Here is an 11,877-nt window from a genome sequence, read left to right as displayed (position 1 = left end):
GCCGGGCAAGTGCCCGGCCTCGCGCGCCAGCATGCGGCCAGCGGCCGCAGCCAGGGTCAGGCTTCCATCACTTCGCCGAAGCGCTGCAGGTGGTAGTCGCTGTCGCCCAGCAACTGGTCCAGCATGGTCAGGCGCTTGAAGTAGTCGCCCACGGACAGCTCATCGGTCATGCCCATGCCGCCATGCAGCTGCACGGCCTGCTGGCCGACGAAGCGCCCGGCGCGGGCCAGCGTCACCTTGGCCGCGGACAGCATGCGGCGGCGCGCGGCGGGATCGGCCTCGTCCAGCGCCTGGACTGCGACGTAGGCCATCGACAGTGCCAGCTCCTTCTGCACCAGCATGTCGGCCATGCGGTGCTGCAGTGCCTGGAAGCTGGCCAGCGGCTTGCCGAACTGCTGGCGCGTGCCCAGGTACTCGGCGGTGATCTCGATCAGCTTTTCCATGGCGCCGGCGCCCTCGGCGCACAGCGCGGCAACGCCGTGCTCAAGGCCCACGCCCAGCGCGGCCAGGCCGTCGGCGGGCTGGCCCACCAGCGCGTTGGCCGGCACCGTCACGTCCTGCAGCGACAGGTCGGCGGCGCGCAGGCCGTCGACGGTCGGGTAGGCGGTGACGCCCAGGCCCTTGCTGTCGCGCGGCACCAGGAACAACGCAATCTCATTGCTGCCGGCCACGCGCGCGGTCAGCAGGTAGGCGTCGGCGGCGGCGCCGTGCCAGACCACGCTCTTGATGCCGTTGAGCACGTAGCCGTCGCCGCTGCGCTCGGCGCTGGCGCGGGCCGATTCCGGGCGGTAGCGGGTGGTCGGCTCCAGGTAGGCCAGCGTGACGATGCGCTCGCCCGAGGCGATCGCGGGCAGCCATTGTTCCTTCTGCGCGGCGCTGCCGTGGGCGGCCAGGATGGCCGCGGCCATCACGCCGCTGGGCGTGACCGGCTCCAGCACCAGGCCGCGGCCCAGTTCGCGCTGCACCACCAGCTGGCTGGCGGGGCCTTCGCCGAAGCCGCCGAAGTCGGCCGGCACGGTCAGGCCCAGCACGCCCATTTCAGCGAGCTTGTTCCACACGCCGCGATCCAGGCTCTCGCCTGCGCGCGCGCTCTTGCGGCGGGCCTCGAAGGTGTATTCGGTATCGATGAAGCGACGCAGGCTGTCCGCCAGCATCTGTTGCTCTTCGCTGTAGGTGAAGTCCATGTCAGCTATCCCTTCAGAAACCCAGGATCATCTTGGAGATGATGTTCTTCTGCACTTCGGTCGCGCCGCCGTAGATCGAGGTCTTGCGCATGTCGTAGTAGGTGGAGGCGGCAGGGGCGGCCCAGTCGGGGCCCGCCACCGGCTGCGTCGCGCCCGGCTCAAGCCAGTCCGGCGAATACGGCCAGGCGTTGGGGCCGGCCACTTCCATCATCAGCATGCCCAGGTCCTGCTGCACCTCGGAGCCGCGGATCTTGACGATCGAGGCCTCGGGGCCGGGGGTGCCGGCGGCCTGCGTGGCGACGCGAAGCAGCAGCATTTCCAGCGCCATGATGTCCATCTCGACGCGGGCGATCTTGTCGCGCATGCGCACGTCTTCGATCAGCGGGCGGCCGGCGCCGTCGGTGGCCTGGCTGGCGTAGTGCTTGAGCAGGCGCAGCTCGCGGTGGCAGTGGCCGATGCCGGCAATGCCGGTGCGCTCATGGCCGAGCAGGTACTTGGCATAGGTCCAGGCGCGGTTCTCTTCGCCGACCAGGTTCCCGACCGGCACTTCCACGTCTTCGAACCAGGTCTCGTTGACGTCATGGCCGCCGTCGAGCGTCTTGATCGGGCGCACCGTCACGCCGGGCGACTTCATGTCGATCAGCAGCATCGAGATGCCTTCCTGGGCCTTGGCCTCCGGGTCGGTGCGCACCAGGCAGAAGATCCAGTCGGCAAAGTGGGCCATGGTGGTCCAGGTCTTCTGGCCGTTGACGATGTACTTGTCGCCCTTGCGCACCGCGCGCGTCTTCAGCGAGGCCAGGTCGGAACCCGAGCCCGGCTCGGAGTAGCCCTGGCACCAGAAGTCGTCGATATTGGGGATGCGCGGCAGGAAGCGCTGCTGCATCTCGGGGCTGGCGTACTTCATCAGCACCGGCCCGATCATGGTCAGGCCGAACGGCAGCAGGCGCGGCGCGCCGGCGCGGAAGGTCTCGATCTCGAAGATCAGGCGCTGCAGCGCGGTCCAGCCGGTGCCGCCCCATTGCCTGGGCCAGGTCGGCGCACCCCAGCCGCGCGCCTGCAGGATGCGGTGCCAGCGGATGTAGTCGTCCTTTTCCACGCGCTGGTGGTTGAGAACCTTGTTGCGGATGTCTTCCGGCAGGCTGGCCTGCGCGAATGCGCGGACCTCCTCGCGGAAGGCCTGTTCCTCGGCGGTGAAACGCAAATCCATCTGAATGTCCCCTGTGGTACGCGGGCCGCGCGGCGCTTCTTGCCCTGTCTGGTTGTGCAGTGCGTCAAAGCGGCGGCCCTCACTGTGCCGGCCGATTGTAGGGGCCGGGCGCGATTCTTTGCTTCATCAATGATAAAGCCGTCCTTCGTGGAGGCGGAACCACCTGCGCCGGGTGGTGGCGGGGCGAACTGCGGCTGGCCAGTGGCGTTGACGAACACGGCCTTAGTGAATTCCAAATGGCTGCGGCACGGGGCTTGCAGCAAACTGATGCAGCCAGTTTCATGTGGCCGGGTGTATTCCGCCGCATATCCGAGTCAGCCTGCATCGAGAGACCCACCAGCACCATGTCTTCCTTCCGCCCCGAATACATCCACGACATCCCCCGCTACTGGGCCGCGCAGACGCCCGACGCGCCGTGCCTGCACGAGAACGGCGCCGTCATCAGCTACGGCGAGCTGTGGCGGCGCATCGAGGCCGCCCGCGACTGGCTGGCGGCGCGGGGCGTGGGCGAGGGCGACCGCGTGATGGTGGTCGGCGAGAACTGCAACGAGATGGTGGTCACGCTGTTCGCCAGCAGCCTGCTGCATGCCTGGCCGATCCAGGTCAATGCGCGCCTGTCCGCGCGCGAGATCGACAATATCCGCGATCATGCGCAGCCGGCGCTGGTGCTGTTCACCGGCCATGTCTCCGACGTGGCCGCGGCGCACGGCGAGCGGCTGGGCGCACAGGCCACCGGCTGCGCGGTGTTCGACGCTGGCATGCGGGTGGTGCGCGCGGCCACCGCGCCGCAGCGCGAGCCGGCCGGGCTGGCCCGCAGCGTCGCCACGCTGATCTATACCTCCGGCACCACCGGCGCGCCCAAGGGCGTGATGGTGCCGCATGCGGGCCTGACCCAGTTTGCGCGCATCTCTGCCACCTCGCGCGACATGGGCCCGGCCGACGTGGCCTACGGCGCCTTGCCGATGTCGCATATCTTCGGCATTGCCACGGTGCTGATGGCCACGCTGTATGCGGGCGCCAGCCTGTTCCTGCGCCCGCGCTTCGACGCCAATGAAGTGTTCGAGTCGCTGGCATCGCCCGGCGTCACCATCCTGCAGGGCGTGCCGACCATGTTCACGCGCATCATGGCGGTGGCGCCCACCGTCGGCGCGAAGCCCGGCGCCTATCCGCGCCTGCGCTACCTCTATACCGGCGGCGCGCCGCTGGACCCCACGCTCAAGCGCGAGGTCGAAACCCTGTTCGGCCAGGCGCTGCACCATGGCTACGGCATCACCGAATACGCCGGCTCGCTCTTCATCACGCGCATGGAAGCCCCGCGCGCCGACTGCTCGGCCGGCTATATCGTCGAAGGCGTCGAGATCGAGATCACCGATGCCGAAGGCAAGCTGCTTCCCGCCGGCGAGCGCGGCCAGATCCGCGTGCGCGGCCCGGGCGTGATGCTGGGCTACTACCGCAACCCCGAGCAGACCGCCGAGGCGCTGCTGCCCGGCGGCTGGCTCAATACCGGCGACCTGGGCTACCTGGATGCCGACGGCGCGCTGTTTATCTCCGGCCGCTCCAAGGACCTGATCATCCGCTCCGGCTTCAACGTCTACCCGATCGAGGTCGAGTCTGTGATCAATGCCTTCCCGGGCGTGCGCCAGTCGGCCGTGGTCGGACGCACCACCGGCGACGGCAACGAGGAAGTGGTGGCCTTCATTGAAATGCAGGACGGCGCCGAGCTTGACCGCAAGGCGCTGGACACCTACCTGCGCGAGAGCCTGGCCCCGTACAAGCGCCCGGCCGAGGTCCGCACCGTCGACGTGATTCCGACCACGGCGAGCGGCAAGCTGCTCAAGCAGCCGCTGCGCGCCATGCTCGATTAAGCGCCCGCCGGGCCCGCCGGCCCCGGGCAATATCAGCCATACCTGGAGGAGACAATAATGAAGACATGGACGACACTGGCAGCCCTGACCGCCACGCTGCTGCTGCAGGGCGCGGCGTGGGCCGCCGACGCCTACCCGTCGCGGCCGATCAAGCTGCTGGTGGGTTACGCGCCCGGCGGCCCGGTCGACACAGCCGCGCGCATCTATGCCGAGCAACTCGGGCGCGTGCTCAAGCAGCCGGTGGTGGTGGATAACCGCGCGGGCGCCAGCGGCGCGATCGCCGCCGACATGACCGCCAAGGCGGCGCCGGACGGCTACACGCTGTATTTCGTCGCCAGCCCGACCATGACCATGACGCCGCTGATCCAGCACTCGGTCAATTTCAATCCGGTCAAGGACTTTACCTACATCGGCCTGATCACCGATTACACCAACGTGCTGCTGGTGAACAAGGACTTCCCGGCGAAGAACGTGGGCGAGCTGGTCGACTATGCGCGCAAGCATCCTGAGGGGGTCTCGTTCGGCTCGGCCGGCATTGGGGCATCGAACCACCTGTCCGCGGAATTGCTGGCTCAAATGAACAGCGTGAAGATGCTGCATGTGCCGTACAAGGGCAATGCGCCGGCCATGGCTGACGTGATGAGCGGCAAGGTCACGTTCATGTTCGATATTACCGGCACGGCCATCGGGCATATCAATGGCGGCAAGGTGCGGGCGCTGGCGGTCACGTCGAAGACCCGCAACCCGGCGCTGCCGAACGTGCCGACCATGATCGAGTCGGGGCAGAAGGACTATGACCTGACCGGCTGGTATGCGCTGGTGGGGCCGCAGAAGCTGCCGGCTGATGTGGTCGACAAGCTGGTCAAGGCGCAGAAGGCGGTTGGGGAGGATGCTGCTTTCCGGCAACGGATGACGGCTGGGGGGTATGACGTGAATATCAGCACGCCGAAGGCGCTGGGAGATCGGATTCAGCGGGAGCTGGCGCTTTGGGGTGGGGTGGTGAAGGCGGCGAAGATTCAGGCGGATTGAGGGGGGAGGGGCTTGGGGGCTGGTTCGATGTTGTTGTAGGTCGACGGCCCTGTTCCGCCCTGCTGGGCGGGTCACTTTCTGTCCGAGCGACAGAAAGCGACTCGCCCCTTTAGGGGCGAAACCGGGGCCTCTCCAAGAGCCACCACCACAAATCTGCCGAAATACCTTCTTGAATGCCATCAAGGCATCGCCTGTGAGCCGTGATGCGTGCCTTCGCCAAGGCGTGGAGTTCTCCGCTCTGTGGATGTCGGCAACTGACGCTCAACTTAGCGTATCGATCCTTCACAATCTGCGCCTTGATTGTGAACGGCAGGGTTCTCTAGACTGGATGGGCTGCTAATACAGCAGGAGCCGGGAGTGAGAACCCGATCAACGTTACCTCCTCTTCTACGCTATGGAGGTCAGCAATGTCCCAATCCGGCATTGAACCCGACGCCTTCACCCCGCCCCGACTCGATGATTCCCTTTCGCGGTTCAGTCCCGAAACCCGCCGCGCAGCGCGTGAGGACGCGCTGCCTGTTCCTCGGCAACTCTTGCTATTGAATCTCTTGGATCAAGCCGATGCGGTTGCGCGAGGCACGGCCTGCGTACTGACGTTGGTTACGCACAGCGAATGTGACGCACAGGAAGAGGGGAGCGTAGCCTTGCAGCCGGTTACGTTGGAGCCTTGCGAGCGCTCTGCCGGGCCTCCCTTGGATTGCTGGCCGACAGGGTAGAAGAAGTCGCGGAGGGAATTGAGGAGGCGATGGTCGGGTAACCAATCGCGGTCGGTCGCTGATTCACTGAGATGGCAGGTCCCGCTGGTGTCAATTGTGGGCACCGCAGGACTTGACCGACCGTTTGTGTGCCCCCTCTCCCGCAAGCGGGAGAGGGGAGCAAACCAGCGGAGCAGATAAGGCTTCAGGCTCTTAACTTTCCACTTCCGCCCACCCCTGCATCGCCTGCCCGCCGGCATCGTCCCCCGTCCACAGCACCAGCCGCCCAGCCTGCGCCGGATCAGCCGCGCCGCCAACGATGATGGTGTCCTGGTCGAACAGCGGCGCCAGGCCGCGGAAGCCAAAGCGGCGCACGCGCGCCTGCGGTTGCTCGCGCGCCACCAGGTCCAGCATCAGCATGGCCTGCATCGGCCCGTGCACCACCAGGCCGGGGTAGCCCTCGACCTCGCGCGTGTACTGGCGGTCATAGTGGATGCGGTGGCCGTTGAAGGTCAGTGCCGAGTAGCGGAACAGCATCACCGGATCTGCCTGCAGCGTGCGCTGCCACTGCGCGGCCTGCTCCAGGCGCGGGCGCGGCGGCTGCGGCCTGGACGGGTCGGGCATGGCGCGGTAGACGATATCGTGGCGCTCGTTGACCGCGGTCTTGCCGTTGACGGTCAGCTCGTGATCGACGGCGACAAACCACAGTTCACCGGTGCGCCCGGTCTTGTACTGCACGTCCTTGATGGTGGAGGTGCGCGTGACGGTATCGCCGATATGCAGCGGATGGCTGAAGCTCAGTTCGCTGCCGGCCCACATGCGGCGCGGCAGCGGCACCGGCGGCATGAAGCCGCCGAGGGTGGGATGGCCGTCGCGTCCCAGTTCACGCTGCGGCGCGCGCGGCAGGAAGTAGAGCCAGTGCCACAGCGGCGGCAGCGGGCCGGCGGCGACGGCCTCGGGGTCGAGGTCGAAGGTGGCGGCGAGGCCGATCACCGGTTCCGGCGACAGCGTTTCGGTGCGCGATTCGCTGCGGCCGATCCAGCCGCGCAGGCGTTCGAGTTCAGGAGTGGCGTCAGTCATGACAGTAAGCCTTGTAATGCGTGAAAGTGGCCGGAAGGCGGGTTATTGCGCCAGTGCCAGCAGCCGGCGGGCCTGCTCGATCACGGGCCGGTCGACCATCTTGCCATCGACCTGCACTGCATGGCTGCCGCTGGCGGTAGCTTCCAGCACGCGGCGGGCCCAGTCGAGCTGCTCGGGGCTGGGCAGGAAGCCTGCGCGCGCCGCGCCCAGCTGGGCCGGGTGGATGCAGAGCTTGCCGGCAAAGCCGAGTTCGCGCGCATAGGCAACGTCGCTGGCCAGCACGGCTTCGTCTTTCAGTGCGGTGGTCACGCCGTCGACCGGCGGCGGCAGCCCGGCCACGCGTGAGGCCAGCACGATGCGCGCGCGTGCAAAGGCGAGCGCATCGCGCGTATGGCTGCAGCCCAGGTCGACCGCATAGTCGAGCGAGCCGAAGGCAAGACGTGCCACGCCGGTGGCGGTGGCCACGGCGTCGATCTGATGCAGGCCCAGCGCGGTTTCGATGATCGCGACCAGTTCGCCCTGCGGGTTGATCGCGTGCAGGGCCTGCGCGATGGTGGCCAGCGCGGCGGCATCTTCTGCCTTGGGCACCAGCAGGCCTGCCAGCGCGGTACCCGGGGGCAGCGCGCGCAGCCAGGCCAGGTCGGCGGCAAAGGACGGCGAGGCGCTGTCGTTGATGCGGACAAAGGCATTGGCCGCGGGCAGTCCGGCCAGCCACGCGGCGATGGCTGCGCGCGCGGCGGGCTTGGCGTCCGGATGGACCGCGTCCTCGAGGTCCAGGATCATCACATCGGGGCCGGCGGCAGCGGCCTTGTCGAAGCGTTCCGGCCGGTCGCCCGGCACGAACAGGTAGGTGACTGCAGTGGACATGTCTTGGTCCTCAGCCTGCGGCGGGCAGCCAGTCGTTGACGTTCGGGGCCTGCTCCAGCGCCCACACGCGCTGGATGATGGCGCGCATCTCGGCCTCGCTCGCGCCGTGGCGGAACGCGCCCAGCTGCAGCGCCTTCGCTTCCAGTTCCGGGCGCGACAGGGTGTTGTCGGGATCGCCCTTGGGCACGTCGACCCGCGCCGCCAGTGTGCGGCCGTCGGTGGTCGTGACGGTAACGCGGCCGATCCACTGGCGAGGGTAGGCGGCGTTGATCTCGGCATCCAGTTCCATGCCGACCTTGCCGCGGAAGGCGGTCACCTTCGGGTCCTGCAGCGCATGCTGCTCGAACTCGCCCAGACCCGCATGGCCGTGCACGGCCACCAGCCCCAGCACCGTGCCCATCGAGAACTTGGCCTGGTGGATGGTGGTGGGGTTGACCACCGGGCCGAGCACGTCGATGGCGCCCTGGTGCACGTGCGTGGTGACGCTGGCGACCTGGTCGGCGCCGATGCCTTCGCGCTGCATCAGAGCCTTGAGCGCATCGGCGGCCGGGTGCGTGTGGCGGCATGAGGCGAAGAACTTGAACGAGGTCTCGGCGGTGGCCCAGCGCGTGCCCAGGCCGTCGGTCAGGCAGGCGGGGTTGGCATCGCTGGACATGCCGGCGGCCATGCCCTGTGCGCCTTCCAGGATCTGCTTCGCGCCGGTGAAGCCGGCGCGCGCGAGCCAGGCTGACTGCAGTCCATCGGCCGCGGCCTTGGCGGTATGCAGCTGCTTGGAGTCGGCGGCGTCGCGCAGGAATTCCCACAGGCCCGCGGCCTGCGTGCCGGCCGAGCCCAGTGCCTGGTTGATGCCTTCGGCATCCAGGCCGTAGAGCTTGGCCACAGCCGCGGCGGCGGCCAGCGTGCCCACCGTGCCGGTGGTGTGGAACACGCGGTAGTGCGAACGGCCCATGAATTCGCCGATGCGGATGCCGGCCTCATAACCGGCGATCGAAGCCAGCAGCACTTCGGCGCCGGTCTTGCCCTCGGCCTGCGCGGCTGCCACCACGGCAGGGAACACCACCGCGGCGGGGTGCAGCACCGAGCTGTTGTGCACGTCGTCCTGCTCGACCACGTGCGAGGAGGCGCCGTTGATCAGCGCGGCAAAGTAGGGCGAGGTGCGGCGGCGGTCCACCAGCACTTCGGCGCCGCCTTGCGCCGGGCCCATGGCCGCGGCGAACTCCTGCAGCTTGCGCACGGCGGGGGCATCCTTGCCGGCGATGGCCGAGGCGATCCAGTCCAGGAACAGGTCCTTGGTGCGCTCGATCACGGGCGCGGGCACGTCGGCCAGCTTGAGGTCGGCCAGGAAGTCGCACAGCTGGCGGGTCGGGTAGGTGTTGTCTGCGGGTTGGCTCATGCCGGCTCCGGAGATTGAGTAGGGGCTTGCGGGAAAAGGAAAAAGCGCCCGGTCTTCCCGGGCGCCGGCATTGGCTCAGATGGTCTGCTGGTCCGCCAGCGCGGCGATGTCGCTGTCGGCGTAGCCTAGCTCGGCCAGGATCTGGCGGCTGTGCGCGCCCAGCGCGGGCACATCGCCCATCACCGGCTCCACGCCCGACAGGTTGGCCGGCGGCAGCAGTGCGCCGATGGTGCCCCCGGGCACCGCGACTTCGCGCCAGCGGTTGCGGGCGGCCAGCTGCGGGTGGTTCCAGACGGCTTCGATATCGTTCATCGGCGCGTTGGCGATCTGGGCGGCGTCAAGCAGCGCCTCCGCCTGCGACACGGTCATCGCGGCAAAGCGCTGCTCGATGATTGTGGTCATCGCGGGGCGGTTCTTGACGCGGCCTGAGTTGGTGGCGAAGCGCTCGTCCTGCAGCAGCTCGGGCTGCTCCAGCACCTTCTCGCAGAAGGCACGCCATTCGCGCTCGTTCTGCAGGCCGAAGATCACGCTGCCGCCGTCGCCGGTGCGGTGCACGCCGTACGGGGCGATGGCCGGGTGCGAGGCGCCGAAGCGCGCCGGCGGCGTGCCGCCGTAGTGGCCGAAGTAGAGTGCGTAGCCCATCCATTCAGACAGTGCTTCGAGCATGGTGACTTCCACGCGCACGCCCTCGCCGGTGCGCCCGCGCTGCAGCAGCGCCGACAGGATGCCGGTGTAGGCGTACATGCCGGCGGCGATGTCGGCAATCGAGATACCCGCGCGCGAGGGCTCGTCGGGGCCGCCGGTGATGCCGATCAGGCCGGCGGCGGCCTGGATCAGCAGGTCATAGGCCTTCTTGTCGCGATAGGGGCCGGCATCGCCATAGCCCGAGATATCGCACACGATCAGCTTGCCGTAGCGGGCGTGCAGGGTGTCGAAGTCCAGGCCCATGCGCGCGGCGGCGCCGGGGGCCAGGTTCTGCACCAGCACGTCGGCATCGGCCAGCAACTGGTGCAGCACCTTCTGCGCGGCTTCCTGCTTCAGGTCCAGCGTCAGGCTTTCCTTGCCGCGGTTGAGCCAGACGAAGTGCGAGGCCTGGCCATGCACGGTCTCGTCATAGCCGCGGGCAAAGTCGCCCGCGCCGGGGCGCTCGACCTTGATCACGCGCGCGCCCAGGTCGGCCAGCTGGCGCGTGGCGAAGGGAGCGGCCACGGCGTGCTCGAGCGAGACCACGTGGATGCCGTCGAGCGGACGGATGCCTTTGGGGGAATGGGACATGTAGGGCCTTAGAACGAACGCGGCAGCTCGAGCACATGCTCGGCCACGTAGGACAGGATCAGGTTGGTCGAGATCGGCGCCACCTGGTACAGGCGCGTCTCGCGGAATTTGCGTTCGATGTCGTACTCGGCGGCAAAGCCGAAGCCGCCGTGCGTCTGCAGGCAGACGTTGGCCGCTTCCCACGACGCGTCGGCGGCCAGCAGCTTGGAGATATTGGCTTCCTTGCCGCATGGCTTGCCGGCGTCGAACAATTGCGCGGCCTTGTAGCGCATCAAGCTGGCGGCCTCGACATTGATGTAGGAGCGCGCGATCGGGAACTGCACGGCCTGGTTCTGGCCGATGGGGCGGTCGAACACGATGCGGTCGCGCGCATAGTTGCTGGCGCGCTCGACAAACCAGTAGCCGTCGCCGATGCACTCGGCGGCGATCAGGATGCGCTCGGCGTTGAGGCCATCAAGGATGTACTTCAGGCCCTTGCCTTCCTCGCCGATCAGGTTTCCGGCGGGGACTTCGAGGTTGTCGAAAAACAGCTCGTTGGTCTCGTGGTTGACCATGTTGCGGATCGGCTTGACCGTCAGGCCCTTGCCGATGGCATCACGCAGGTCCACCACAAACACCGACAGGCCCTCGGACTTGCGCTTGACCTGGTCCAGCGGCGTGGTGCGTGCCAGCAGCAGCATCAGGTCCGAATGCTGCACGCGCGAAATCCATACCTTCTGGCCATTGACGATGTACTTGTCGCCCTGGCGCACCGCGGTGGTCTTGAGCTTGGTGGTGTCGGTGCCGGTGGTGGGCTCGGTCACGGCCATCGACTGCATGCGCAGCTCGCCCGAGGCGATGCCCGGCAGCCAGCGCTGTTTCTGCGCTTCCGAGCCGTGGCGCAGCAGGCAGCCCATTACGTACATCTGGCCGTGGCAGGCGCCGGAATTGCCGCCGCTGCGGTTGATTTCCTCCATGATGACCGAGGCGGCTGTCAGCGACAGGCCCGAGCCGCCATAGGCTTCGGGGATCAGCGCTGACAGCCAGCCCGCCTGGGTCAGAGCCTGGACAAAGGTCTCAGGAAAGGCGTTCTGCTCTTCCACCCGTTGCCAGTACGCCGAATCGAAGCCGGCACAGAGGTCGCGCACCGCTTCGCGGATTTCGGGGTAGAGCTGGTCTGGATCCTGATGTGCGTGCATGGGGTAGCCCCGCTCGGATTGAATGGGGCCATTATTCCCGAGCCCCCGGCACGCTGAAATTCGGATTTGCGAAAGAGCGGCTTAGGTGGGCCGGAAGCGGGGGG

At 67.7% G+C, this 11,877-nt stretch carries 9 protein-coding genes; 2 read left to right on the top strand and 7 right to left on the bottom strand.

The annotated features are described in order from the left end of the window. Positions 1-56: 56 nt before the first annotated feature. Together AC3WRI_RS08960 and AC3WRI_RS08955 are read right to left on the bottom strand one after the other, a co-directional pair. Positions 57-1,184, bottom strand: coding sequence for an acyl-CoA dehydrogenase family protein (locus AC3WRI_RS08960; RefSeq protein ID WP_062804632.1), 1,128 nt, complete (start codon positions 1,182-1,184; stop codon positions 57-59). Between the two features lie 13 nt (positions 1,185-1,197). Next, positions 1,198-2,391, bottom strand: coding sequence for an acyl-CoA dehydrogenase family protein (locus tag AC3WRI_RS08955; RefSeq protein ID WP_010813959.1), 1,194 nt, complete (start codon positions 2,389-2,391; stop codon positions 1,198-1,200). Between the two features lie 344 nt (positions 2,392-2,735). Here AC3WRI_RS08955 and AC3WRI_RS08950 point away from each other — a divergent pair, with 344 nt between their 5' ends. Further along, on the top strand, positions 2,736-4,256 hold the full coding sequence (locus tag AC3WRI_RS08950) for a class I adenylate-forming enzyme family protein (protein ID WP_492293136.1): 1,521 nt from the start codon (positions 2,736-2,738) through the stop codon (positions 4,254-4,256). A gap of 57 nt (positions 4,257-4,313) precedes the next feature. Beyond that, positions 4,314-5,285 (top strand): Bug family tripartite tricarboxylate transporter substrate binding protein, encoded by a 972-nt coding sequence (locus AC3WRI_RS08945; RefSeq protein WP_010813957.1) that lies wholly within the window; start codon positions 4,314-4,316, stop codon positions 5,283-5,285. Positions 5,286-6,193: 908 nt separating this feature from the next. Here the strand turns inward: AC3WRI_RS08945 and AC3WRI_RS08940 are convergent. The 5 genes from AC3WRI_RS08940 to AC3WRI_RS08920 all read right to left on the bottom strand — a co-directional run bounded on the left by AC3WRI_RS08940 (position 6,194) and on the right by AC3WRI_RS08920 (position 11,773). After that, complete coding sequence (locus AC3WRI_RS08940) at positions 6,194-7,060, bottom strand: HTD2 family dehydratase (protein ID WP_010813956.1); 867 nt, start codon at positions 7,058-7,060, stop codon at positions 6,194-6,196. Between the two features lie 42 nt (positions 7,061-7,102). Further along, positions 7,103-7,927 carry an HpcH/HpaI aldolase/citrate lyase family protein gene (locus AC3WRI_RS08935; protein ID WP_058697838.1) on the bottom strand — a complete coding sequence of 275 codons (825 nt, stop codon included), beginning with the start codon at positions 7,925-7,927 and terminating at the stop codon, positions 7,103-7,105. 10 nt (positions 7,928-7,937) lie between these two features. Then, the gene (locus tag AC3WRI_RS08930; RefSeq protein ID WP_492293133.1) at positions 7,938-9,320 is read right to left on the bottom strand and encodes an MmgE/PrpD family protein; all 1,383 of its coding nucleotides are present in this window, start codon (positions 9,318-9,320) and stop codon (positions 7,938-7,940) included. Between the two features lie 75 nt (positions 9,321-9,395). Beyond that, entirely contained in the window at positions 9,396-10,595 is a 1,200-nt protein-coding gene (locus tag AC3WRI_RS08925) for a CaiB/BaiF CoA transferase family protein (protein ID WP_454750729.1), read from the bottom strand. A gap of 8 nt (positions 10,596-10,603) precedes the next feature. Next, on the bottom strand, positions 10,604-11,773 hold the full coding sequence (locus tag AC3WRI_RS08920; RefSeq protein WP_010813952.1) for an acyl-CoA dehydrogenase family protein: 1,170 nt from the start codon (positions 11,771-11,773) through the stop codon (positions 10,604-10,606). Positions 11,774-11,877: the final 104 nt, after the last annotated feature.

The sequence above is a fragment of the Cupriavidus sp. FW305-27 genome (assembly GCF_058787995.1).
Note: the sequence above shows the minus strand (reverse complement) of the source record. Positions and strands in the feature narration are given on the sequence as shown.

Excerpts from the sequence above, each read along its gene's own strand:
- AC3WRI_RS08950 (WP_492293136.1), top strand. The coding sequence starts at position 2,736 with ATGTCTTCCTTCCGCCCCGAATACATCCACGACATCCCCCGCTACTGG.
- AC3WRI_RS08920 (WP_010813952.1), bottom strand. The coding sequence starts at position 11,773 with ATGCACGCACATCAGGATCCAGACCAGCTCTACCCCGAAATCCGCGAA.
- AC3WRI_RS08960 (WP_062804632.1), bottom strand. The coding sequence starts at position 1,184 with ATGGACTTCACCTACAGCGAAGAGCAACAGATGCTGGCGGACAGCCTG.
- AC3WRI_RS08940 (WP_010813956.1), bottom strand. The coding sequence starts at position 7,060 with ATGACTGACGCCACTCCTGAACTCGAACGCCTGCGCGGCTGGATCGGC.
- AC3WRI_RS08935 (WP_058697838.1), bottom strand. The coding sequence starts at position 7,927 with ATGTCCACTGCAGTCACCTACCTGTTCGTGCCGGGCGACCGGCCGGAA.
- AC3WRI_RS08955 (WP_010813959.1), bottom strand. The coding sequence starts at position 2,391 with ATGGATTTGCGTTTCACCGCCGAGGAACAGGCCTTCCGCGAGGAGGTC.
- AC3WRI_RS08945 (WP_010813957.1), top strand. The coding sequence starts at position 4,314 with ATGAAGACATGGACGACACTGGCAGCCCTGACCGCCACGCTGCTGCTG.
- AC3WRI_RS08925 (WP_454750729.1), bottom strand. The coding sequence starts at position 10,595 with ATGTCCCATTCCCCCAAAGGCATCCGTCCGCTCGACGGCATCCACGTG.
- AC3WRI_RS08930 (WP_492293133.1), bottom strand. The coding sequence starts at position 9,320 with ATGAGCCAACCCGCAGACAACACCTACCCGACCCGCCAGCTGTGCGAC.